This window comes from Rhodopirellula islandica (assembly GCF_001027925.1).
In the GTDB taxonomy this organism is placed as follows: domain Bacteria; phylum Planctomycetota; class Planctomycetia; order Pirellulales; family Pirellulaceae; genus Rhodopirellula; species Rhodopirellula islandica.
The window spans coordinates 183,310-207,140 of the sequence record NZ_LECT01000015.1 but is presented as its reverse complement, the minus strand read 5'-3'; the positions used below and the strand labels follow the sequence as shown (position 1 = coordinate 207,140).

The 23,831-nt window shown below is 56.9% G+C and carries 18 protein-coding genes and 2 tRNA genes; 10 read left to right on the top strand and 10 right to left on the bottom strand.

Annotation, left to right across the window (positions count from 1 at the left end; all coding sequences use genetic code 11):
- Positions 1–38 precede the first annotated feature (38 nt).
- Together RISK_RS06520 and RISK_RS06510 are read left to right on the top strand one after the other, a co-directional pair.
- On the top strand, positions 39–1,067 hold the full coding sequence (locus RISK_RS06520; RefSeq protein ID WP_047813453.1) for a serine/threonine protein kinase: 1,029 nt from the start codon (positions 39–41) through the stop codon (positions 1,065–1,067).
- A gap of 377 nt (positions 1,068–1,444) precedes the next feature.
- Positions 1,445–2,491: a hypothetical protein gene (locus RISK_RS06510; RefSeq protein WP_047813451.1), complete on the top strand. Its 1,047-nt coding sequence runs from the start codon at positions 1,445–1,447 to the stop codon at positions 2,489–2,491.
- A 5-nt stretch (positions 2,492–2,496) separates the two neighbouring features.
- Here the strand turns inward: RISK_RS06510 and RISK_RS06505 are convergent, their stop codons facing one another.
- A complete protein-coding gene (locus RISK_RS06505; protein ID WP_053061081.1) occupies positions 2,497–3,774 on the bottom strand; it encodes an alpha/beta hydrolase family protein in 1,278 nt (425 codons plus the stop codon).
- 411 nt (positions 3,775–4,185) lie between these two features.
- On the opposite strand from RISK_RS06505, the gene RISK_RS06500 reads away from it, so the two are divergent.
- Positions 4,186–5,028, top strand: a complete 843-nt coding sequence (locus tag RISK_RS06500; protein WP_047813450.1) for a transglutaminase family protein — start codon at positions 4,186–4,188, stop codon at positions 5,026–5,028.
- 114 nt (positions 5,029–5,142) lie between these two features.
- Positions 5,143–6,081 carry a glutaminase gene (locus RISK_RS06495; RefSeq protein WP_201778930.1) on the top strand — a complete coding sequence of 313 codons (939 nt, stop codon included), beginning with the start codon at positions 5,143–5,145 and terminating at the stop codon, positions 6,079–6,081.
- Between the two features lie 186 nt (positions 6,082–6,267).
- Here RISK_RS06495 and RISK_RS06490 read toward each other — a convergent pair whose 3' ends face one another.
- Positions 6,268–7,251 (bottom strand): NHL repeat-containing protein, encoded by a 984-nt coding sequence (locus RISK_RS06490; RefSeq protein WP_053061080.1) that lies wholly within the window; start codon positions 7,249–7,251, stop codon positions 6,268–6,270.
- Between the two features lie 229 nt (positions 7,252–7,480).
- Here RISK_RS06490 and RISK_RS06480 point away from each other — a divergent pair, with 229 nt between their 5' ends.
- Positions 7,481–8,677: a linear amide C-N hydrolase gene (locus RISK_RS06480; RefSeq protein ID WP_201778929.1), complete on the top strand. Its 1,197-nt coding sequence runs from the start codon at positions 7,481–7,483 to the stop codon at positions 8,675–8,677.
- 269 nt (positions 8,678–8,946) lie between these two features.
- On the opposite strand, the gene RISK_RS06475 is transcribed toward RISK_RS06480, so the two are convergent.
- Complete coding sequence (locus RISK_RS06475) at positions 8,947–9,525, bottom strand: glutathione peroxidase (RefSeq protein ID WP_047813570.1); 579 nt, start codon at positions 9,523–9,525, stop codon at positions 8,947–8,949.
- Positions 9,526–9,674: 149 nt separating this feature from the next.
- Between RISK_RS06475 and RISK_RS06470 the strand changes: the two genes are divergently transcribed.
- A complete protein-coding gene (locus tag RISK_RS06470; protein ID WP_047813448.1) occupies positions 9,675–10,406 on the top strand; it encodes an SDR family oxidoreductase in 732 nt (243 codons plus the stop codon).
- On the top strand, positions 10,397–11,227 hold the full coding sequence (locus tag RISK_RS06465; protein WP_047813447.1) for an SDR family NAD(P)-dependent oxidoreductase: 831 nt from the start codon (positions 10,397–10,399) through the stop codon (positions 11,225–11,227). The genes RISK_RS06470 and RISK_RS06465 overlap by 10 nt, the downstream gene beginning before the upstream one ends.
- Before the next feature lie 419 nt (positions 11,228–11,646).
- Here RISK_RS06465 and RISK_RS06455 read toward each other — a convergent pair whose 3' ends face one another.
- The 5 genes from RISK_RS06455 to RISK_RS06430 form a co-directional block, all read right to left on the bottom strand.
- Entirely contained in the window at positions 11,647–12,963 is a 1,317-nt protein-coding gene (locus tag RISK_RS06455) for an FAD-binding oxidoreductase (RefSeq protein WP_047813445.1), read from the bottom strand.
- A 1,316-nt stretch (positions 12,964–14,279) separates the two neighbouring features.
- Positions 14,280–14,621: a tetratricopeptide repeat protein gene (locus RISK_RS06445; RefSeq protein ID WP_047813443.1), complete on the bottom strand. Its 342-nt coding sequence runs from the start codon at positions 14,619–14,621 to the stop codon at positions 14,280–14,282.
- Between the two features lie 196 nt (positions 14,622–14,817).
- Entirely contained in the window at positions 14,818–15,966 is a 1,149-nt protein-coding gene (gene ispG, locus RISK_RS06440; RefSeq protein ID WP_173442622.1) for a (E)-4-hydroxy-3-methylbut-2-enyl-diphosphate synthase, read from the bottom strand.
- A gap of 99 nt (positions 15,967–16,065) precedes the next feature.
- Complete coding sequence (locus RISK_RS06435; RefSeq protein ID WP_047813441.1) at positions 16,066–16,962, bottom strand: polyphosphate kinase 2 family protein; 897 nt, start codon at positions 16,960–16,962, stop codon at positions 16,066–16,068.
- A 166-nt stretch (positions 16,963–17,128) separates the two neighbouring features.
- On the bottom strand, positions 17,129–17,743 hold the full coding sequence (locus RISK_RS06430; protein ID WP_047813569.1) for a hypothetical protein: 615 nt from the start codon (positions 17,741–17,743) through the stop codon (positions 17,129–17,131).
- A 464-nt stretch (positions 17,744–18,207) separates the two neighbouring features.
- Between RISK_RS06430 and RISK_RS06425 the strand changes: the two genes are divergently transcribed.
- Positions 18,208–18,296 (top strand) — tRNA-Ser (locus tag RISK_RS06425).
- A 126-nt stretch (positions 18,297–18,422) separates the two neighbouring features.
- A tRNA-Lys gene (locus RISK_RS06420) sits at positions 18,423–18,495 on the top strand.
- 434 nt (positions 18,496–18,929) lie between these two features.
- Here the strand turns inward: RISK_RS06420 and RISK_RS06410 are convergent.
- Positions 18,930–19,868 (bottom strand): DUF1559 family PulG-like putative transporter, encoded by a 939-nt coding sequence (locus RISK_RS06410; RefSeq protein WP_047813439.1) that lies wholly within the window; start codon positions 19,866–19,868, stop codon positions 18,930–18,932.
- Positions 19,869–20,336: 468 nt separating this feature from the next.
- The gene (locus RISK_RS06405; RefSeq protein ID WP_083434816.1) at positions 20,337–21,884 is read right to left on the bottom strand and encodes a sulfatase family protein; all 1,548 of its coding nucleotides are present in this window, start codon (positions 21,882–21,884) and stop codon (positions 20,337–20,339) included.
- A 49-nt stretch (positions 21,885–21,933) separates the two neighbouring features.
- On the opposite strand from RISK_RS06405, the gene RISK_RS06400 reads away from it, so the two are divergent.
- The gene (locus RISK_RS06400) at positions 21,934–23,793 is read left to right on the top strand and encodes a hypothetical protein (RefSeq protein ID WP_236696083.1); all 1,860 of its coding nucleotides are present in this window, start codon (positions 21,934–21,936) and stop codon (positions 23,791–23,793) included.
- Positions 23,794–23,831 lie beyond the last annotated feature (38 nt).

Below are 23,831 nucleotides of genomic sequence, written 5' to 3'. Positions count from 1 at the left end.
ACGTTTTTGTTCACTCCAACAAGCGGCCATTCCTCTGAATGATGCTTTCACTCTCCAGCACTGATATCCAGCTTCCTTCTCCCCGTCCGCACGGTCTTGCCAAGTACAGCGATCTGACCGAAATGGCTCGTGGCGGCAATGGGGTGTTGTACTCGGCTTTCGATCAAATCGTCGGTCGAACCGTGGTGCTCAAGATGCTGTTGCCAGAGCATCGGCTGGACCGCGGGTTCCGACGTCGCCTGCTCCGTGAAGCACGAGTGACCGCCCAACTGGAGCACCCTGGAACCGTCCCCGTGCATGAGATCGGTGAGGATGACGAATTCGGGATCTACTACGCGATGAAACGCATCTCGGGGGAGAATTTCTTCTCCGTGCTTCGTCAGCTCGCAAAGGGCGAAGAGAGCGTGGCCGCAGCATTCCCGCTGCACCGACGGATCGAGATCGTTCGAGACACGTGCCAAACCCTGGTCTTTGCACACGCGGCGGGGGTGATTCACCGTGACGTCAAACCTGAGAACATTTGGGTGGGGAACTTCGGTGAAGTCACGCTGCTGGATTGGGGCGCGGCCAAGGTTTGGGGCGAGCCGACGCTGGACGATGGTCGCTACCCCACCTCCCCCGTCCGCCATAGCCACGCCCCACACAGCGAGTCGGACAAGTCATCGATGCACGTCAAGCACGAAGAGAAGACCTACGAGCTACCGACGTTGACGCCTGCCAATCAACTGATTGGCACACCGACTTACATGTCGCCAGAACAGATCTCCAATCGCGAAGTGGATGAACGCAGCGACGTGTTCTCAGCCGGTGTCTGTTTATACGAGGCCATGGCGATCGCCGAGCCGTTTCGAGGAAAGAACCGTGATGAAACGTTCGACAACATTTGCATGCGTCAGCCAACGCCACCAAGCGAACGCTCCCCGAAGCAGCACATCCCCGAGGAAGCCGATCGCATCGTTTTCAAAGCAATCGCCAAACAAACCACGAGTCGATATCAATCGATGCGTGAAATGATTGCCGACCTCGACGAACTGTTGCTGATCGTCCGCCAAGACGAATCGGACTGACGCCCCAATCACCAACGTGACGATTCAATTGGAAAGTGGCCAGGACCAGTCCCCAAGGCTGGATTCGTCCAGGATGAGCTCGTGCAGCTTCGTGTCCTTCGTGCTTGAAAAGCCCTCTTCCTGTTCAGCACGTCCGTGTCGGCGATCGGTTCAACGCTGGAAAGATGGTTCCAGGACAGAACGGCCGAGGCAACAGAATCGTTCTGATTGGAACGCTGGCTGTTGCTCGCAAAATCGCGTTGGATGGGTGGCGTTTGACTCATTTTTTTGTCAGAAGAATGAGGGCTGGAGGAGTGGTCGGAGGATAGCGTCGCGAGAAAAACAACGAACCGAGTGAAGGAGTTGCCGTCAAAATGAAGGAGTCATTGAAAACACGGATGACGTTTGCACTTGCGTTCGCGATTGGAGCACCGTTGGGGATGTTCCTGATCGGTTTGCTTGACAACGAAGCGGGCCTTGATCGAGATTTCGTTTTGACGGGCGTTCCAACTTGGATGAACGTCGTTGGTCTGGTTGTGACCGGAGCTGTTTTGATCGCTGTTGCCAATTGGCCAGTGCGAACGATTCGACGACTACTTTCGCGGATGCTCGGCAGAGCGATGACGGATCATTCCGATCCCAAATTTGGCGACAGCGAAATTCCCCGTTGGATGTTTCCGGTGCGTGGCTACATCGCCGCACGTTGGTGCTTGGCATTGTCGACTTGCCTGCCAGCCATTGCGATGCTTTCAGATGGCCCGATGGATGACGGCAAGATCGCCGCTGCTTCATTCGGTTTGGGGATCCCGTTGGTGCTTGCCATCTTTTTTGGATGGCGAGGCCTCGCGGAAGCGTCCTTGTATCGGGAAGCCGAGAAAGGTCAACGATTGGCAGTGTGGCAAATGAACGCCAAAGAAAGCCAGCTATGCCGACGATGGTTTTACCGTGATTTGTTCCAGCGGATCGCACGTTTCGTCGGGATACCGATGGCGATCGGCATGACCGCGGCCATCTCCACGATGCTGTACTTCTGGTATGAAGGCGTGGAAGCCTGGGCGACCTCCGGTGGCCGGCTGATCGCGACGGTGCTGGCGGTCGGAGGCATGGTCTTGATGGGGTGGTGCCTGCTGCTGATTCCGAACCTGGTGATCGTCAGCCGCAATCACATCGGAGCCTTGTTTTTGAAGGATCGGTTTTGCTTTGCCGGCCATTCGATTCGAATGACGACGAATCATCACCGACGCAGAGTCGCATTCGTGGATCAGCCAGATCAGAAGCTTTTGAGCATCACATTGGTGTGGCTGCACCGCCGTCGCTCTTCGAACCACGGCACCGGACTGATTCCCTATGTCACCGACACCACCACGCAGCGGGTCTATCGGATTCCGGTTCCCACCGAAAGCCTTCCCAGCATCCCTCGCCTGCAGTCGAGCTACCAACGCTAGGCGGATCAGCGGAATCCCACTTCGGTGGAAACCAAGGCACCGCGTTCATCGGTCAACGTCACCAACCAAGTGTTGGCTTCCGGAGGAAGTCCCTCGGCTTCGACTTTTCCATCCGCAATCACGCAGTCGACGGTTTGCCACTTTCGCTTGGATCGCAGGCCCGTTTCGGTCGTGAAATGCAATGCAGATTGAACGATCTTCGTATCGGACTGAAAGGGCACCGTGACGGTCCCGTTGTCGCTGACCTGCAGCGTGCCTACGGATGCCAAAGGTGTGGTGTCCCTCAAAATCGAGTCCACGAAAATCTGGATTTCGGGCGGGTTCCAACCTGCCTGGTGGCCGTGTGGCATTCGCGGTTCGATCCGCATCGTGCGCGGCCCCTGCACCTTGGCGTAGGACTTGGCATAGCTGTCGAGTACGTAGTGGATGTCGTGCGTGCCATTGACCCACAGCGTGGGGACCGTGCATTTCGGAAGGTGACTTCCGGGGTCGTAAGCCGCAACCCAGGCATCACGGCGGTCGCCAAGGCCGTCAATGGATGGTTTTTGGACCGATTCGCCTTCGTGCAGGAATCCGCATCCGTAGACAGGCACTGAGGCTTTGAATCGATCATCCAGCGAAGCGGCCAAGCAAGTCGTGTAGCCGCCCCAACTGATCCCGGTCACGGCGGTGCGGTCAGCATCGACCTCAGGGAAACTGCGGATCAGTGTGTGAGCTCGCATCACATTGGCTGCCGCGTGGTACGGCCAATCGTCATCAATTCTTCCCCCGATGCTGTCAAACTTTTCGGGGTGTCCGTCCAGGGGACCGCCTTGTGCAAGTCGAACGCGAGTGTCTCGTTTGTGACCCGCGTAGGGTTTCAACTTTCCTGAAGAATCGAATTCAGGATCGGGAGCTCGGCGTCCTCCGAGGTCCATTGCGATCGCGGCATAACCGCGGTTCGCCCACATCCAAACCCAATCGGCGAAGGCAGTTCCACCGCCACCGTGAATCAGCACAATGCCTGGATACTGCTCGCCCTCCCTGCCAATGCCTAGCGTTTTGGGCGAGGCGTAAAATGAGAAGACTTCCGTCGCTTGGCCATCAACCATCTCGCCTTCGTAAATCAGCGTCTGGATCTTTGCGTCGGGATCTTCGATTCGGTAGGCCGGCACCTCCGACTTCAGGCGGTCAATCGGCCAGATTCCTGGTGTTGAGAGGCTCGCCCCTTCCTCAGCTTGGACGCAAGGAGTCAACCAACAGATCGCAAGCAGCAAGACACTGAATGAACGAGAGGAAGTCATGCAAGGGGAACCAGGTTGTGGATATGAACGGAATCAATGGAGGCGAAACGGGCTGCCTCCAAATCAAGGATCACCCAGAGCGACGCTGCCTTTTGCAGGCGGTCGAGCCAAGCGTCATCCGGATCGTCACAGTTTATCAGAACCCGCCGTGCTCGCAGCGTTGGCTAACGGACGAATGGCGATCCTTGACGTTCGACTAGCTTCCCCAACCGGGCGTTGACGCCCGATTCAAACATCCTCCCCCATTCAGGCTGAGCCGACGCTACGCTAGTTGAGAACCAGCGTGATGGATGGGCCCGATCAGCACTTGGATCCTTCCCAGGTATCGATCCACTCAACCGTTGCGACAATTTCCTTTCCCTTTTTCGCTATCAAGCCAATTTGGGCAACTAGCGGTGGTGTCGAAAGCTCGTGATCTTTCAGGTATCTCATCGGATTCATTTTCGATACGACCAACCGGTCGTCATCCAACCGCTCACGATCCGACTGCGGCCCCGCAGCGACGGAGCGCAACGTGTGCTGTATTGGAATTGTCAGCTCAGTCCCGAGCCATCATCGTCCAACTCAATTTTGGATGTGTTCGGCAATGTGGCCCAGCAGGTTTCATTTGAGGGCAGTCATCGCGAACTCACCCTGGATGTGAATTTCGAAGTCGAAGCGTCGCGGACCAATCCGTTCGACTACCTGTCCCTCGACTCGCGAGTCACCAATTTGCCCGCTTACTATGACTTGCGGATTGCCCAAGCACTGTCTCCGAACCTGCATCGACAGATGATGGACCGCACCATCGGTCATTGGGCAGGCGAGATATCTGCGAGCGTTGATTGGCAAACACAACCCTTTTTGTCGAAGCTGTGTGAGATCATCCACCGCGAATACACTGCGGAAACCCGGTACGAGGGCGCTGCTTTCTCGCCCAGCCAAACGTTCGCGGAAAAACGGGGTGCCTGCCGAGACTTGGCCGCACTGTTCATGGACGCGTGTCGCACGCAAGGCTTGGCAGCCCGGTTTGTCAGCGGCTATGTCTATGAGCCCAACCGAACTCACGGATCCGAGCTCCATGCCTGGGCGGAGGTCTACCTGCCCGGTGGTGGATGGCGTGGTTACGATCCAACGTTAGGGATCGCCGTCGCGGACGCTCATATCCCGGTGGCTGCCGGCCCTGAACCGGAATGGGCTGCCCCGACGGAAGGCTGCTACATCGGCGAAGGCCGTTCCGAAATCGTCTACGAAGTCCAAGTCACACGTCGCTAGTCCGGCCGTGATCGAGGTGCCTGCCAGTTCGTTGGTGCCAGTGCTAGACTTCGCCCCCAGCCAGAATCACAGAGACTGGAATCACAACCCCCTCCGCCAACGGAAGCCCAAGGAATGTCGAGTCGCCCCATGGACTGGGAAAATGTACTGAACGAAATTGATTCGATCATTCAACCTTCTCGGGGCCAGGGACGTGTTGCCGACTACATTCCCGCGCTGGCAACGGTGGACCCAATGAAGTTTGGGCTGGCGGTCGCCCTTGGTGATGGCAACGTCCACACGCTCGGCGACGCCGACGAATACTTTTCGATTCAAAGTATTTCCAAGGTGTTCACCCTTTCGATGGTGCTACGTAAAGTTGGCGACGAGCTCTGGGAAAGCGTGGGGAGAGAACCGTCGGGGTCACCCTTCAATTCCATTGTGCAGCTTGAACTCGAAGGCGGGATCCCTCGCAATCCTTTGATCAACGCGGGCGCGATCGTCGTGACGGATCACTTGGTCCAACAGCAAGGAGCCGACGCTACGATTGCCGAACTGATCGAGCGGATGCGAACGCTGGCCAGTGATTCTGCGATCCATGTGGACCAAGCGGTTGCGTATTCCGAGTCCGAGGCGGGATCGCGAAATCGGGCTCTGGCCTACTTTCTGAAGTCGTTCGGGAATTTGCGGAGTCCGGTCGAGGAGACTCTGAAGGCGTATTTTTCACACTGCGCGATTGCGATGAATTGTCGCCAACTGGCACGCGCCGCCTTGTTCTTGGCCTTCGACGGCACCGATCCCATCAGCGGAATCCAGATGGTTAGCAGTAAGGCGTGCCGCCGGGTCAATGCGGTCATGATGACATGCGGGCACTACGACAACAGCGGTGATTTCACCTATCGAATCGGCTTGCCCGGCAAAAGCGGTGTGGGAGGCGGCATCTTGGTCGTCGCCCCCGGAAACGGTGCGATTGCCGTCTGGTCGCCGGGGCTGAACGAGGCGGGGACATCCGAAGTCGGCAGCCTTGCTCTAGAAACCCTGGTCCGCCAAACGGGATGGTCCGTTTTTGTCTAACGGAGGATCGCCAGCGAAGCGGGTGCCATCTACGCGGATGATCGTCCGCGTGGCGTCAGATGATGCCGCTGTGACGCTGGCTCGGCGACCTTGTCGTGGTCTCGTCAATTCTAGAATCTGGTGGCCATCAAAACACCGTCCGTTCCCATGCTTCGTCCCTCTACAGCCTGGCAGGTGGCGATGGAACTACTGCGAGACAGGGCCAGTGGTCAGGCGATAGACGCACGCTGAATCGCCACGTGTTTCGTGATTGAAGACCCCGATGTCCAGGCCCTTTTCGTGTGGCGTGAGAAAGTACGGGACCACTTTGCTGGGCAGCAGGTGACTGAGGTCTTCCCAAGTCCCCTTTTCAAAATCTTGCCAGGTCTGGAAGCGGATGAATTTGTGTTCATCGCAGTTGTGTTCGCCTGCATACGATGGGCAAAAATAGCTGGTCGCGTACCAGTGACCGTCGTGGAAATCGACGTCGTTGAGGACCAAGCCAGTGCCCTGCCAGCTGCCTGCGGGGGCGTTCCTCTTCTTTCCGAAGCTACGGTGGATCTTGAACTCTTGGTTTTCGAAATCCGTGACTTCGACCACCACGCCATGACTGGAACCGACCACGTACAGCGTCCCATCGGAAATCGTGAGTGCACGTGAATACCCCAACTGCTTGGAAAGATCCAACACCTCCACCTTGCCGTCGGCTCCTTGGAACCGAAACACCTGGCTGCTGTCGGGATTCAGCGTGTACATCCATCCCGTTGCCGCATCAAACAAGATGTCGTGTGGACGCTGCAGCTTGATCTCTGCCAGTGATGTCGCAAAGCTCGCCCATTGATCGCTCGCCGGATCTGCAAAGGTGATCAACCGGTGGTTCCCGGTGTCGGTTGCGTAGTAGCGTTTCTCAACAGCGTTGAATGCGACGGAGTGGGCGTCGACCAAGACGCTGATCGGCGACTGGCGAAACGGTGACGTCGAATCCGTTCGATAGAACAGTCGGTCGCCACTGGTCACGATCTCGATCTTTCCGCTGTGGTCGATGTGCGTGCACGCCGGAAAAGAACCGCTTTGCGGCGCGTATTTCTCGATCGCAATCTTGTTCACTGCCACGGTCTGCGCGTTCACCGACAAACCATTGAACAGGCTGGCAACAAGAATCCCAGCGTAGATTGATTGGGGCACGTTCATGGAAGGGGCGTCCGGAGGAAAAACAGCCCAGCATACAATCTGCAACCCGCTTCGGGGCCCGATCGCATGGGATCCAACTCGGATTTCGGGATCGAGGAACGTTCATTTTCCAATCCGCCGGATGCAACGTTGGAGGGCACCGCCAAAGTCGCCCCAACCTGCGAGTTGACCTCGCTCGGCCCCAGCGCAACGAAACGATTTTGAGCGGGCGGAGCACCAGGCTGGTTCTGTGTCCTATCATTTCGTTTGTAGACGGGCGTTGGGTTTTCGAAACGAGCCCCATGCATTGCATTCTTCCTGTCAAATCTCCATCCGTTACGAAGATTTTTTCATGCTCCGAAGTTTTCGTCTTTGCCAGACAATCGCGTTGACCGGTCTTTTGACTCTCTGGGGCACCTCTGCCTCGGCATGCACAGGGATCACGATCCGGCCCGCTGACGGTTCCGTTGTTTTCGCGAGGACCATGGAGTTTGGGATCGATCTGCGATCGAACGTGATCATCGTTCCTCGAGGTCATTCATTCGAAGGCACTGCCCCCGGTGGAAAACCAGGCATGCAGTGGACATCAAAGTTTGGCATCGTTGGCACCAACGCATTTGATGAGCCGCTCATCGCAGACGGCCTGAATGAAAAAGGGCTTCATGTCGGCCTGTTTTACTTCCCCGGCTTTGCGAAGTATCAAGAGGTGAAGTCCACGGACGCTGAGCGAACGCTCGCCCCGTGGGAACTTTGCTCCTATTTGCTCGGCATGTGTGGCAGCGTGGACGAGGCGGTGGAAGCCGCCAACCATGTTCTCGTCGGCGAAGTGGTGATGGAGAAGATGGGATTTGTGCCACCGCTTCACTTGGTCGCAACCGACTCCAGCGGTGAGTCCATGGTGTTTGAATACGTCGACGGCAAACTGAACGTCCATGCGAACCCGCTCGGCGTGGTGACCAATTCGCCTCCGTTCGACTGGCACATGACCAACCTTCGAAACTACATCAACCTCACGCCTCAAAATTCCGGCGGATTGGATTTGGCCGGAAACAAGATCGAGGCACTCGGGCAAGGGAGCGGAATGCTCGGGCTGCCGGGGGATTTCACTCCGCCGTCACGGTTCGTGCGGGCGGTCGCCTACACTCAATCGGCTTTGCCGGTCGAAACCGCTGAACAAGGAGTCTTGCAGGCCTTCCATCTTTTGAACCAGTTTGACATCCCCAAAGGGGCAGCGACGAGCACCGAAAATGGCAAGGAAGTGGCGGACTACACCTTGTGGACGAATGTCGTCGATTTGAAAAACCTGCGTCACTATTTCCGCACCTATGAAAACAGCCAGATCCGGATGGTGGACCTTCAGCAACTTGACTTCGATGCCAAAACCATCAGCACGGTTTCGATGCGAGGCGATGAAGTCATCGAAGATCTTTCCAAAACCGCAAAGTGAATCCAGTCACCCGAAACAAATGGATCGCCTAGTGGTCTGTCAAAGCTAAAAGTTAGGGTTGTTCGTAGTGGACGAGGCCACGAGTCCTTGGATTTGACGCCAGTTCAGGACTCGTGGCCTCGTCCACTACCCTAAAAACAAGTCGTGACAGACCACTAGCTTTTAGCTTTTAGCTTTTAGCTTTTAGCTTTTAGCTTTTAGCTCCTAGTGCTCGTGCTCGTGCTCGTGCTCGTGCTCGTGCTCGCCAATCATGCGAGCCACACCGGCCTCTAACCCTTCAGCGCGGCTTTGATCGCCGAAACCAATTCATCGTCGGAAGGTGCGACCTTCGATTTGTAACGACCGATGACTTGACCATCGCGACCGATCAAGAACTTTTCAAAGTTCCAACTGATCGGGCCCTTCCCAGCTGGTTTGGCCTCGACGCTGGTCAACTGCTTGTACAGAGGAGACGCTTCGTCACCGTTGACGTCGACCTTGCCCATCATGGGGAAGGTGACGTTGTACCGAGCGCTGCAGAACTCCAAAATGTCTGCGTTTGTCCCTGGTTCCTGCGATCCGAATTGGTTGCAGGGGAACCCGAGGATGACCAAACCGTCTTCCTTGTGGGCTTCGTACAAGGATTGCAGGCCGGCGTACTGCTTGGTGTAGCCACATTTGCTGGCAACATTCACGATCAGGACAACTTTGCCTTCGAAATCGTGCAGATCGACTTCCTTGCCCTCAATCGTTTGGGCTTCGTGAGCCAAGACGCATTCGTGGTCGGCCGTCGAATCCGCGGCGGAAACAGGTTGAGAAGTGTTCATCAAACAACCCAGGGCGAGCGAGAGAAGCAAAAAACGTGACATCGATTTTCCTGTGGAAAACAAAAGTGGGGACGGGACATTCAACGCGAACACTATAACCGTCTCGCCAAGGGGGGATTGCGAAATGACTCCCGCAAATCGAAAATCGAAGTTGTCCCCCCTGAACCATTCCCCCACATTTGCGATCCACCATGAACCTGAAAGACAAAGTCGTTGCCATCACCGGCGGAGGCACCGGAATCGGGGCAGGAATCGCTCGCGAATTGGCCATGGCAGGCGCGAAAGTCACCGTTGGCGGACGTCGCGAAGCCCCACTGAAAGAGCTCGCCAGCTCCATCGATTCCCCCAACCCAGTCCGCACCCACACGATCGACGTCGCTGACAACGACAGCATCGAAGCGTTTTTCCAAGACATCCGCGCAAGCGACGGCGATGTGGACATTTTGGTCAACAGCGCCGGAATCAACATCGCCAAACGAACCATGGCGGACATGGATCCCGACGAATGGGATCGCGTCCTGCGAATCAACGCCACCGGTGCCTACCGCTGCATCCACCAAGTCATCGGTGCCATGCGCGACCGCCACGACGGCCTGATCATCAACATCTCATCCGTCGCTGGAAAACGAGCGATCACATTGGGCGGGGTCGTCTACTGCGCCAGCAAGTTCGCGATGACCGCGATGGGCACCGCCGTTGCCAACGAAGTTCGCCACGAGGGCGTTCGGATCACCAACGTGTACCCCGGCGAAGTCAACACGCCGATCCTGGACAACCGTCCGGTTCCGGTCAGCGACGAGCACAAGGAATCGATTCTGCAACCCGAAGACATCGCTTCGGTCGTGCTCTCGATCTGCCAGTTGCCACCGCGCGCTTGCGTTCCCGAAATCGTGATCAAACCCACCACGCAAGAATGGGTGTGACCCCGCCAACGAAGACTCCCTCCGCGATCGTCACGGGAGCATCCGCGGGTTTGGGCCTGCACGTCTGCCGGCAATTGCTCCGCGAGGGCTACCGGGTCACGATGCTGGGGCGAAATCCAGAACGACTCCAACACGCTGCGGAATTGCTCTCGAAGGAACACTCCGTTGACTCCATCGCTGTGTTCGCAGGAGACGCCTGCGACACCGAATCGATGCAAACCCTGGTCGATCAACACGTCGCCCAGTTCGGGTCGCTCGATGCCTTGGTCAATGTGGTCGGACGCAGTGATCGTGGACTGCTGATCAACAGCGACCCAGCCGAACTGGAATCGTTGTTTCGCGACAACGTGGTCTCCGCTTGGACGTGCTGCCGCGCCGCATACGAGGAACTGAAGAAGTCCCGCGGCACGATCGTCAACCTCGGTTCTCTGGCCTCCCGAGTCGCGCCGCGTTACCTCGGCGGCTACGTCATCGCGAAACATGCCTTGGTCGGTTTTTCGCGTCAACTTCGAATGGAACTGGAAGCGGACGGAATCCACGTCGGCGTCGTTTGCCCGGGCCCGATCCGTCGCGACGATGACCAACCGATCGACCGCTACCAAACCGACAAAAAGGCCGGCGTGCCCGCCACCGCAGCGCAACCCGGCGGTGGCGCCAAATTGAAGGGCTTGCCACCCGAAAAAGTCGCAGCCGCCGTGCTTCGATGCATCCAAGATCGCAAGATCGAAATCGTGATGCCGCCCAAGGTCCGTGCCCTGATGGCGATCAACGCGGTCTCGCCAAGACTCGCCGATTGGCTGCTCAGCAAAAGCACCGCCTGAGCAGGTGTCTGCCGCGGCCCATTCAATCCAACCAGCCAACGCCTGGGCTAACAAAACTGTTGGCAGGGCGGTAAGTGTGCGAACTGAATGCAACTCATTGAAAAAGTTAAATTGACAATTGAAAAATGCAAATGGATGCGATTTCCCCCAAGCATTCCGGCATTTTGCAACTGTCAATTTACACTTTGACTTTTTCAATAACGACTAACGCCGTATCAATACCATTCGCCGGAAACCGCCTAAACTGCCTGGTTGATTTCTTTTTTTCAGCCCGGCCAACGCCCCACGTAGGCCAGGTCCCACCTGGCATGGTGAAACGCCAAACCACAACGCCCTCGCGCCCCCACCCAAATTGATCGCCTCGCTTTTGCCAAAGCATCGGCTGGATCGCCAGGTGGTACCTGGCCTACGGGGCAAGTTCAAGCGTCGATGACGACTTCGCTGACCGGTTTGGCGACGCACAACACCACTTCGTCGTCTTCCAGATCGCATTCCGGTGACTCGTCGTATTTCACCTGGCCCGAAACCAAACGACAAACGCACGCACCGCAATCACCTGAACGACACCCGGAATCAACCTCCACGTCCAACGATTCCGCCACGTCCAGCAAACCGTCCATCCCAGCCTCAAACGAGGCCGACTTTTTGCTGGTTTGAAACGTGACGCTCCAACCGACAGACTCGTCTGATTCAGGGCCATCCGCCCCCGCTCCATCGGCACAGGGATCGCAAGCCGGAACGGCCAAGGCTCCCGCCGACTTTGACTTGCCTCCGAACGATTCAAACATCACTTGATCAGCCGCGGCACCGCGTTCGATCAGCCCATCCGCGATCGCGTTCATGAACACATCGGGACCGCAAATCAGATACTCGCCGCGATGATGCCCGAGGCGATCCACAATCAAATCCGCCGACAATCGCCCCACTGCGTCGCCGGGTTGGATGTCGTCGCTTTCCGGTTTGCTGAACCAAAGGTGCACGCGGACGCCTGTGGTCGTCTCCAACATCGTTGCGATTTCACGAATCGGAGTCAGGAACGGTGCGTCGATCCCGTTTCGGACTTGATAGAACAAATTGACTTCGCGATCAGACCGCTCGTTCAAACTTTGAAACATCATCGACAACATCGGGGTGATTCCAATGCCGGCCGCGATCAAATTCAACGGTTGCGGATCGCGACTCAGACTTTCGGCCAGCGAGGAGTGGAACTTTCCTTTGGAGACCTGAATCTCGATCTGGTCGCCCACACCAATGGTGTCGTGCAACAGGTTGCTCATTTTCCCGCCCGGCACCCGCTTCACCGTGATCCGGTAGTGCGGTTCATCAGGGCCACTGGAAAGGCTGTAGCAACGCGAGACCTTTTTGCCCGTCGATGGATCGTTCAGTCGCACGGTCAAGTATTGCCCGCCCAAGAATGGTGGGAACGGTTCGCCCTCGCTGGGAACAAACACGAACGAGCGACAATCCGGCGACTCGTCTTTGATCGATTGCACGCTGACCGAACGCCATCCTTTCCATCGCAAGGGATGCTGCGACACGTCCGGTTTGGCAACGGTCCGTGCTTGTTCGGCAGACTCATTGGCAACAGTTTGGAGCCGATTGCCGCTCCGAAGTTTCGGAAGCCGTTTTCGCGTCAGCCGCTTCCACTCCCATTCCTCGATCGCATCGGCGCTGCCGACGAACAACAGGAAACAGCTTCCACAGAAAATCGCGGCGAAAAACAACGATGGAGACACGGCTCAAACGCTCAGCAAAAATCGGAAGCAATCAAATTCAACAGGTTCGTCTGTGAATTTGTTGCTCCGCCAAGCCCGCGTGCACGCAACGAGCATCGGAATCCAACGCACTCCGTCTTCGGCCGGTCAGCTTGCAACGGTCGTGACGGTTGAGCCGCAGAAACGCAGAAACGCAGAATCGCAGAATCGCAGAATCGCTGGTGCGTCACTGGCGAACGCTCGCCGAAACGCTCAACGCGATTGAGAACAAACTTTTTGACGCAGAGGCGGGGAGACGCGGAGGCGCAGAGGCTCGCCGTTGTTCAAAACCAACTTGGAATTTCCAGGCGATCAAATCCGCCGAAACGCGTTCTTCCTCGAGCGATCCCATGCGTCTCCGCGCCCTGGCGTCTCTGCGTCGAAACAAATCCTGACGCCCGACGTTCCCTCACGACCGAATTCTCGGCGAATCCGGCTACCTTAGAGTGGAACCGTTCTCCTCAACTGTTCGCGTGCTGGCATCAGAGCACCGAAACGCTCAACGCGGCTGAGAACAAACTTTGACGCAGAGGCGGGGAGACGCGGAGGCTCGCCCATTGTCCAAAACACAATTTCGATCTTCCGAGCGATCGAATCCGCCGAAACGCGTTCTCTCTCGGGCGATCCCGTGCGTCTCCGCGCCCTGGCGTCTCCGCGTCAAAACAATTCCTGTCGCCCAGCTTTCCCTCACGACCGAATTCTTGGTGAATCCGGCTACCAGAGTAGAACCGTTGTCCTCAACTGTTCGCGAGCTGGCGTCAGAGCACCAAAACGCTCAACGCGATTCAGAGCAAACTTTGACGCAGAGGCGCAGAGGCTCGCCATTGTTCAAAACACTCTTTCGATGCCCGAACGATTGAATCCGCCGAAACGCGTTCTTCCTCCAGCGATCCCATGCGTCTCTGCGCCCTGGCGTCTCTGCGTCGAAACAAATCCTGACGCCCGACGTTCCCTCACGACCGAATTCTTGGCGAATCCGGCTACCAGAGTAGAACCGTTGTCCTCAACTGTTTGCGTGCTGGCGTCAGATCACCGAAACGCTCAACGCGGCTGAGAACAAAATTGACGCAGAGGCGGGGAGACGCGGAGGCGCAGAGGCTCGCCGTTGTTCAGAACACTCTTTCGATGCCCGAGCGATCGAATCCGCCGAAACGCGTTCTTCCTCGGGCGATCCCGTGCGTCTCTGCGCCCTGGCGTCTCTGCGTCAAAACGATTCCTGACGCGTCGCGATTCTTCACGACCGAATTCTGGGCGAATCCGGCTACTAGATTGAAGAGCGAATCCGGCGACAGGTCTGCCTACATCGCGTTGAGCTGTTGGGCTCGAGCCATCGCGTCTTCGGCAGCAGCGATGTAGGCCTGGTTCTGCGTTCCCGCCCAAGCCCGTTGGTACGTGACGCTCATGGCGGTGAAGTTGAACGCGTCGTCGGGCTCCAACTCGCAAGCCTTCTTGCCGTGCTCGATCGCTTCTTCGTGCTGGCCCGTTTTCGTGTAAACACGAGCGAGCGCTAAGTGAGCGATCACAAACGTTTCGTCCTCTTCCACCAACGGCTTCAAACCCGCGATGGCTTCTTCGAATTTTTCCTCGTCGATGATTTTTTCGACTTCGTTGTATCGTTCGTAAAGTTCGTCGCTGGCCATGTGAATCTAAATCAGAGAACTAGGTGGATTGAAAAGCATTCCAAAAGGAACGCCACTGCAACTCATTCCTCGGGTAGCGAAACTCGTCCCTCGAGTAGCGAAACTCGTCAAGAGTTTCGAGTTGCATGGTGGTTCGCCGAAAGTCTTGACGACTTCCGCTACAAATTGGTCCCGAAAACCAAGCGAAGACAGAAACCTATTGCTTGGCGGCGATCAGGTCGTCGAGTTCCTGCTTCAACTTAGGCAGGATCTCGTCGTACCCAAAGGCACCGAGAGCTTCCGGGCCACGCTTTAGATTGACTTTTGCAGGCCCGCACCACAACCCGAGGTCCGCGTCATCGGTTTCGCCGGGCCCGTTCACGCGGCATCCCATCACAGCGATCGTGATCGCATAATCTTGGGCAAATGCTGTCATTTCCTTGACCTTGGCAGCCAAATCGATGAACGCCTCGTTCTCCACGCGTGAACAACTCGGGCAACTGATGATGTTCAGCTTCGAATCGTCGAACTTGACCACGCTGCGAACGCGGCCCGCATGAATGTCGTCGACGATCTGCTTGCCCGCATCGATTTCTTCGGGTTTGCGAGGGTTCGGCAACGTCAGCGAAACGCGAACGGTGTCGCCAATGCCTTTGCCGATCAATTGCTCAAACGCGATCCGCGTTTTGATGATTCCGTCCGGCGGCATGCCGGCTTCTGTCACGCCCAAGTGCAGCGCCACGTCCGGGCGTTTCTCAGCAAACAACGTGTTCACCTGGACGACCTTGGACGGGTCACTGTCCTTCAGAGACACGACAAAGTTATGAAATCCCAACGAGTCGACCAGTTCACAGTGTTCCAGTGCAGATTCCAGCATCGGTGTGATCGAATCGTCGTGGTCGTACTTTCCCTTCTTCGCCGGATCGACGCTGCCGCAGTTCACACCGATCCGCACCGCGCAGTGGTTGCTGCCGGCGATGTCGATCAGATAGCGAACCTTTTCCTGCCAGGTCAACTCGCGAGCGTGGTGATACAGGTGGCCGGGGTTGTACCGAATCTTGTCAACGTGCGGCGCGACCTTTTCAGCCAGTCGAAAATTCTCCTGCAAATCGACGGCCAAGTTCGCCTTCGTTTGCTTGCGAATCTCCGCCAACGCTTCCGCGTCCTTGTCACTGTCGACCGCGATCCGGACGACGCCCGCTCCACGAGCGTGCAAGGCTTCGGCTTGTTCGACCGTCGCATCGATGTTTTGAGTCTTCGTCGCCGTCATGCTTTGAACAGCGATCGGGTGACCGTCTCCGATCGTGATCGATCCGATGGTGACCGGGCGAGTCGGGTTGCGGCGAATTTTCATGTACGAAAGCAATCAGTCGAGAAAAGAGTGAGCCAAGAAACAGTGAGTTTTCAGACGAAACCGGGTCTGACAAGCCACCCTGTTAGAGAAACCGCAAGAAACCATGCCGGATCACTCCGTCATCTCGGCCAATTCGCGTTCATAGAGCTGCCGAATGTGGTCCAAATCCACGTCCACTTTTGGCAACTGCGGGTCCATGTCACGCAGCGTTTCGCGAACAATCGCGGCAACCGACGCATCTCGGTACCACTTCTTGTCCGCGGGGATCACGTGCCAAGGAGCGATTTTCGAGTGGCATTTTTCCATCGCGTCCTCGTACGCCTCGCGGTACGCCGCCCAATTGTCGCGGGCTTCGTAATCCCCCGCGTTCAGCTTCCAGTGCTTGGTTGGATCGTCCAAGCGTTTTTTGAATCGTTCGAGTTGTTCTCGCGGACTGATGTGCAGGTAAAACTTCAAAATCCGAGTGCCACGATGGGCGAGCATCTTCTCAAAGTTGTTGATGATCTCGTAGCGTTCTTTCCAAACCGACTTCGGCACCAGATCCTCCACACGCACGACCAACACATCTTCGTAGTGCGAGCGATTGAAAATCGAAACCTTGCCCGCCGCAGGGGTCGCCTTGTGAATTCGCCACAAAAAATCGTGCGCCCGCTCTTCTGAAGACGGAACCTTGAACGGGTACGTCCGGCACCCTTGCGGGTTCATCTGGCCAAGCACCTTGCGGATCAGCCCATCTTTGCCGGCTGCGTCAGGAGCCTGCAGAACAACCAGCAACGACTGCTTGCCCTCCGTGTACATCCGGTACTGCAAATCACGAATTTCGATGTTCGCTTGATGCGTGAACGCTCGACCGTGAGCCTTGCCTTCGAACGGCCCAGAACACTCCGTGTCGATCTTTTTCAGCGACACTTTGTCACTCGAAAAAGGCAGGCGATGGGCGTCGACGAAGTCAAACTTCGGATCGAGATCCCAATGCGTTTCGTTGGTTGAATCTTCGTCCGTGCTCATGCTGTTCCTGTGGTCGAATGGAGTGGCTTCTCGTTATCCTTGTTGATTCGGAACCTCCAAAACTTCACCCTCCCGCAGGGAGGGTCGAGCGAAGGGAGGGGAGGGCCGAGCATGAACTCATGCATCCAACTCCCCCAGCCCAACGCGAGATCCGTCATCAAAATCGTCAGTCCATTTCACGGACAACCACATCATCGAACTCGTTCAAGTCATCGAACGAGCCCAGCCCGATGCGACCGGCTCCGAACGTTTTGTCGACAACGCTCATGTGAGGCGTTTCCATGTCGTCAAAGAACACCTCGATCTTGCCGCTCTCAACATCCCGGCGAACCAACACGTTGTGCCAGTCGTTGTCCCAGGGCGTCAGTTTTTCGTTCTTCGTCAGCGCCAATCGCGGGGCTTCCTTGACGATCATGATTTGACCGCTGTGCGGGTCAGGCTTCGCACCCAAGTGAACGTAGTAAAAATGCGAGGAGTCCTGGTACCCAAAGAACACGCAGCAATCTCGGTGATTGCCGGTGTCCAGCGTGCTGCGGACACGAAATTGAATCTCGCAACTGCCAACTTCCAAGTCTTTGACCAAGGCCACGTGACCAGGACTTCGAGTCGGAGGCGCGTACTCGGATTTTCGATCCGTGATCTCGATCGATCCGTTCTTGGATTCGCCGGTGGGTGAATTGAGTTTCCAAGTCTTGGGATCCAGGAATTCCCATCGATCGTCGCCATCTTCAAAGTCGTCTTGGAAAACGACTTTTGCCGGACGAGCGTCCTCGGCCGACACAAGCGGGGAATACGCGGAGAGGGTGGATGCCGCCAAAGCGGCCGACAAGACATTGACAAAAAGAGGTCGCATGTTGGTGAAAATCAGGTGGGGAAGGGGTGGGGAAACTCGTCGATTCAAATAAACCATTGGCCGAACGGATTCGATCTTCGGATCCGATGGGTCCCTGGGCGAAAACATCGATTGGATGTACCGCCGTGAGATGGTCCAGTGTAATGCAACGAAAGACATGGGTGGCCGGGCTCGCGGGGTTCGATCGAGGGGGCGAGCAAGCCCCGTTTTGGTTCCAATTGCGGTGACTGAGTCGATTGCAACATTCGGAAGGGATCCGAACCCAGAAAAAGTTCTCTGTGTCCGCCTATCAGAGGCCAGAAAGGGTTGCAGCGGAAAGCGGAATGAAGCACAATCCCGCCTGACCGAAACACGTCACGCGGCGGCAACGTCTCGTGAGCACGTTTCCACCAGGAGCGGTGGCTGAGTGGTCGAAAGCGCCGGTTTGCTAAATCGGTGAACCGGGAAACTGGTTCCGCAGGTTCGAATCCTGTCCGCTCCGCTTGAACTCGGTCGGCCGGATTGCTTCTGCAATTGGCAGCTTTTTTTTCTGGCATTCGCTCTGGAATGTTGGTGAATCTCGCTCCACCGTTTCGGTTCAGTTCAAACCGACGATTCGTCGTCGGTCGAGAGTGTAGCTCAGTTGGCAGAGCATTCGACTTTTAATCGAATGGTCCTGGGTTCGAGTCCCAGCACTCTCACTTCTTTTTGGCCCCAGCGTGGGCGAGCGGCCTGCGTGCCAAATTTCCCTCCGAGGTAGCCGGATTCGCCGAGAATTCGGACAGGCACAAACGGTAGCCGGATTCGCCAAGAATTCGGACAGCAACTGAAACGCGGGAGTCAGGATCTTTTTCTGACGCAGAGACGCCAAGCCGCAGAGACGCATGGGGTCGCTCGAAGAAGAACGCGTTTCGGCTGGATCGATCGCTCGGGCATTCCAGGGCGGTTTTGAACAACGGCGGCCCCTCTCCGCCTTCGCGTCTCCCCGCCTCTGCGTCAATTTTGATCGCAATCGCGTTGAGTGCTTCGACGATTCGACGCCAGCACGCAAACAGTTGAGGACAACGGTTCGACTCTGAGGTCGCCGGATTCGCCGAGAATTCGGACTGCACTCCAATCATCCTGCCCACCGTCTCTAAAAGTCGGCCTGGATGACCTCGGAACCATCTCGCGTCCCCAATGCCTGCCAGAGTTGCGTGTCGATGGATTGATTGATCACGCGAACTGCGCCGGCCGCATCCACGCAATGGACCAGGTCACCGTGCACACTACTCGGGGCAAACAATGCGTTGTTGTACGATGTTCCATTCTTGCAATTTCGAGGTTGCTTGGGAAAGATCGCAATCAAACAAGAGACTCCCAACGATGCCTCATACCACACGCCACCCAGACCATACGAAGCGAGGCCTGAGGACTCAGAACTGCCAAAGCACTCTTCTTGAAACGCATCCAACTCTTCTGGGATTTCATAGCGCCGCGTGGTTGACGCAGTCCTGCCGTCGAAACGGTTGGGCTCACCGGGAAAACTCCTGTACGCGAGTGACTCGGTGATTGCCAAGGGGTTGCTGAGCCCATCGGTGATGCTAGCGGCCGTGACGGCAAAGCCGTTGCGAACAGAACCGCTGTAGATCACACCGTTGTAATTGGGTGTTGGCGTCCCGCCGCTAATGCCAACGTAATTGATGCTTTCGCGTCCCTCCGTTGTCGAGTGAAATGAATCGGAGGGGCACTGGTACACGACCGGAGGAGGCAGTTGCCAAGAAGAGTTCAATTGATCGTAAGGACGGATACTCATGTCGATGGAATCATAGCGATCGGTCTCTTCCAAAAAAGGAAGCAGACGGACCTGAAATGAAAACCCGTTTCCATTGCCCCTCGGATAGCATCGGTGAACCGACTCGTAGTTCAGCATGGCCAGCCCCACCTGACGAAGCCGGTTCGCACAGGTGACTTTTCGTGCGGAACCTCTCACGGCGAGAATGGCTGACGCAAGAAGCGAAATGGCCACCGCCACGCAAGCCAAAGTCACCATCAGTTCGAGAAGTGTGAACCCGTTTCTTCTGCCTTGACGCATTGTTGGCCCCTTAACTCAGACGCTAAGCAGGAATGATTGGACAAAGCCCCGCTAGCCGCTTGGGCCTCACCACGTAGCAGCGTCCCCCAAGACGTTGCCATTTGCGAGTCTCCGAGAGACTCGCCTACGTGAGGTTTTGCCGATAGACTCCTGCCTACCCGCTCAACACCAAGAAGTAAGAAAGGCGGAGTTGTACGGCTTCCGATCGTATGAACGCGGCGGAGCGTTGGGAATCGCAGAAAGAGGACGGCGAGTCAAAAGGGGCCATGCTTCACGGCATCTTTGCTCAATCCACACCAACCATCACCGGATATCAAATATCCGATGAAACATCGCGTGTGAACCAAACGCCGGAACCCCGCTGGCCCTCCAGATTGGCCCACGTTGGGATGCCCCGCGGCAGGCCGGCTGAACGAATTGAGCGACGGTCTCAAACGCTCGTTGACCCGCCGCACAAACCAAACGGGATCACTCGTAATCCCACTTCATGATCCAGGGATCGTCGTACTTTTTCTGCAGCTTCTTGAGCTTCGCCTTGTAAGCTTCCAAGACCTCCGTGTGGCTGCTGCTGATCGCCAAGTTGGTCGACTCATTGGGATCGGCCTCGATGTCGAACAGCTCAAACTCGGGTCGGTGGATGTACTTGCCCACCGTTTGCTTTCCGTACGGTGCGTCCATGCCCTTGGCCAACTGAGCCTGCCACGAACTGGCTGCCCACAGGTCACTGGCGAAGGGATAATCCAGCCCGTGAGCGATGTTCCAAATCAACTTGTACTTGCCATCCCGAATGACTCGCATCGGGTAGTACATTTGAATTTCGTGGAACGTGTGCGATGCAAAGATCTCTTCGTGATGTGCCTTCGCCGGATCGGCCAACACATCCATCCAACTGCGACCGTGGTAATGATCCAGCGGCTTGTTGCCGTTGTGATTGTCCATCGGTGAAACGCCCAGCTCGTTGCGAAGCTTCTTGGCAGGAACCAACTTCTTCGGCGCGTTGGTCTTCCGGTCCAAACCACCAGCAAAATCAAGCAGGGTCGGCGTGATGTCGATGTGGCTGATCATCGCACCGCTCTCCACACCACGCTCTTCTTGGTAGGGATCACGAACAACCATCGGGACGCGCAGTCCACCTTCGTACACGGTCGTCTTGCCGCCGGCGAACGCCATCCCGTGATCACTTGTGAACACGATCATGGTTTTGTCGTAGAGGTCCGCCTCTTTCAGAATCTGGACCAATCGAGCCACGCCTTGATCGACGCGGGCACAGGCTTGGTAATACTGAGCCAACTCCGAACGAGTTTCAGCCGTGTCCGGCAAAAAGTCGGGTACGACCACATCCTTGGGATCAAAGAAGACTTCTTCGACACCCGGGTAAGCACCTCGACGCGGTTTGTTACCGAACAAATCAGGCTTGAGCTCCAACTCGGACGTCTTGTCGACGCCACCACCACGGTGCGGGTCCGAGGTTGCGAAATACAGGAAGAACGGACGGTCGTCTTCTTGGTTCGTCAGAAAATCCTTCGCGGTTTCTGCCATCTCGACCGCGCTACGCGAATTGGCTTTCAAGTAGGTTTCGTAGTGATAAACCGATTCGGGCGCGACGTGATATTTGCCAATGTGTCCGGTGCGATAGCCGGTGTTCGCCATCACACGCGGCAAAGCCAACCCAGCGACGTCGTTGAACGAAGCAAACTTGTGATAATGATGTTGATGTCCAAACTGTCCGTTACGATGGTTGTGCAAACCGCTCATCACCACACTTCGGCTGGCACTGCACGAGGCCGTGGTGGCAAACGCGTTTCGAAACACCATCCCGTCGGCGGCGACGGCATCAATCGCGGGAGTCACCGCCGCGGGATCACCGTAACACCCCAGCGTGGGACTCTCATCGTCCGTGATAATGAACAAAACATTTCGTTCCGCCGCGTGCAGCGTCATCGATGCGAACAAGCAGGTGGCGGCCGTCGTCACGACAAGGCAGCCGCGAGCCACCAAGGTCCAGAGATTTTTCATGTGGAAGAAGGTGTGGGGAGAGAGGAAGGTGGGGAAGGTTTTCGCGAGCATGCCCGCGAGAGCACCACTATACCTGATCGTTGTGATTTTATGGCTGATTCCTGCCGTTCCGTCCCAGGTGCCCGCCGACGACACGCCGATCACCACGCCCCCGCCAGACACCGAAACGCATGCGACCGGGCCATCGACGGCGACATCGACCGAGCAAACTAAGATCGACCGAGTCACCGCGTTCATCCCGCTGCCGCCGGCCGCTGATCCGCCCCCGCTGGAATCGCCTTCCCAGCCCTTGGACGCTGCCGGATACCAGACCGCCGATTTCGCCACACGGGCCGACTCGCCCAACCCCGCCGATGAGATCTGGTCCGCCTACATTGACCTTTGGAAATCTCACTACAAATCCCCCAGCCAACCGGAACTCCGATCGCTGTTCGGATTCCCCGTCGACGCAGACGTGCTGATCACAGATCGCCGTGGCCGGGTGGCCCCCAGCGAACTGAACTGGCGTCCGGGTTCCTTTCGCGTCTGGCAAACCGATCACTTCGAGATCCTCAGCCAAGCCGATGACGTGTCCTCCCGGATCGTTGCCGAAGCTCTCGAACGAGAATACTGGGTCTGGACTCAGATCTTCTTCCCAATCTGGTCGGGACGAAACCAAGTCGCAGCAATCGTCCGGGACTGGGAACGCGAAAACACATCGGCCGCCGACCATTTGAAGTCACGGTCGTCGCCCGCTCGGCTTCAACATGGTCAACGTCACCGCGTCGTCTTGCTGGCGGATCAGGAAAGTTATCGAGCCACGATCACCACCGCATTCCGCAACACAGACACCTCGGCGGTCGCCGCCTCCACCGGGTTCTACAGTGACACACTGCGACTCTCGTTCTTTTTCCCACAGCCCGACCTGGCGAGTTTGCATCACGAGATCTGCCACCAACTGTTCACCGAAGCCTCCGCCAACGCATCCCGACGTCGGCCAACTCGCGGGCAAACTTTCGCGACCGCGACCACCGAAGACTTTTGGTTGATCGAAGGCATGGCGGGATACTTCGAATCGCTTCGCTACGAACAATCACTGGCCTACGTCGGCGGTTGGGAATCCCCGCGGTTGCAATTGGCTCGCTACCAAGCCCTGATTGGCGGAGTCCCCATTGCATCGCTCGAAGACCTGCGTGGCACTCGCGATGACGTTCAATCCAAACCCGACCTGGCTCGCTGGTACTCCCAAGCCGCCTTGCGAACGCACTACCTGATGGACAACGCCGGCCCAACCAAGCGTCGTGGTCTGCTCAAACAGTTGGCCGACCTCTATTCGCAAACCAAGCCAAACGCCGAGACTTCTCCAACCAGCAACGATGCCGCGAACGAGACCAACCCGGCGGCCATCTTGCGTGCTCTGCGAGTCGACGATGCTCACGTGACACGCAATCCCGCCAAAGGAGACCTGACGACGTTGTGCCTGGCCGGATGCAACCTCACCAGCCAGGGCCTTTCCAAACAGAAACCGCTCCACGGCCTGACCTGGTGCGACCTCTCGCGTTTGCCACTGACCGACGCGGACGTCCTACGGCTAATCGTCGACACCCAGCAATTGGATCAATTGAGCCTGGAGGCCACCCAAGTGACCAACCAAGTCACCACGTTGCTGCGTGGCGCGAACCAATTGCGAGAGCTGGACCTCAGCTACACCGCCATCGACGACTCCGCACTGAAGTCGATCCCGCCGTCAGTCTCCACGCTTTGGCTGACGGGCACCAATTTGACCGACCAAGCCATCGACACGCTGGTCGCTTTGCCGCGATTGCAAACCATCGACCTTCAGCGCACCACGATCACCGAACGAGGCCTGCAACGGTTTCGTCAGCTCAAACCCAACTGCCAGCTCAACCCACTGAACATCCCCGAGTGATTCGCACGCCAAAGTCCAACGCCAATCCACCCGACCTG

Coding starts and splice junctions, on each gene's coding strand:
- RISK_RS06400 (WP_236696083.1), top strand. CDS start 21,934: ATGCCCGCGAGAGCACCACTATACCTGATCGTTGTGATTTTATGGCTG.
- RISK_RS06445 (WP_047813443.1), bottom strand. CDS start 14,621: ATGGCCAGCGACGAACTTTACGAACGATACAACGAAGTCGAAAAAATC.
- RISK_RS06435 (WP_047813441.1), bottom strand. CDS start 16,962: ATGAGCACGGACGAAGATTCAACCAACGAAACGCATTGGGATCTCGAT.
- RISK_RS06475 (WP_047813570.1), bottom strand. CDS start 9,525: ATGTCACGTTTTTTGCTTCTCTCGCTCGCCCTGGGTTGTTTGATGAAC.
- RISK_RS06465 (WP_047813447.1), top strand. CDS start 10,397: ATGGGTGTGACCCCGCCAACGAAGACTCCCTCCGCGATCGTCACGGGA.
- RISK_RS06405 (WP_083434816.1), bottom strand. CDS start 21,884: ATGAAAAATCTCTGGACCTTGGTGGCTCGCGGCTGCCTTGTCGTGACG.
- RISK_RS06505 (WP_053061081.1), bottom strand. CDS start 3,774: ATGACTTCCTCTCGTTCATTCAGTGTCTTGCTGCTTGCGATCTGTTGG.
- RISK_RS06410 (WP_047813439.1), bottom strand. CDS start 19,868: ATGCGTCAAGGCAGAAGAAACGGGTTCACACTTCTCGAACTGATGGTG.
- RISK_RS06490 (WP_053061080.1), bottom strand. CDS start 7,251: ATGAACGTGCCCCAATCAATCTACGCTGGGATTCTTGTTGCCAGCCTG.
- RISK_RS06510 (WP_047813451.1), top strand. CDS start 1,445: ATGACGTTTGCACTTGCGTTCGCGATTGGAGCACCGTTGGGGATGTTC.
- RISK_RS06520 (WP_047813453.1), top strand. CDS start 39: ATGATGCTTTCACTCTCCAGCACTGATATCCAGCTTCCTTCTCCCCGT.
- RISK_RS06470 (WP_047813448.1), top strand. CDS start 9,675: ATGAACCTGAAAGACAAAGTCGTTGCCATCACCGGCGGAGGCACCGGA.
- RISK_RS06495 (WP_201778930.1), top strand. CDS start 5,143: ATGTCGAGTCGCCCCATGGACTGGGAAAATGTACTGAACGAAATTGAT.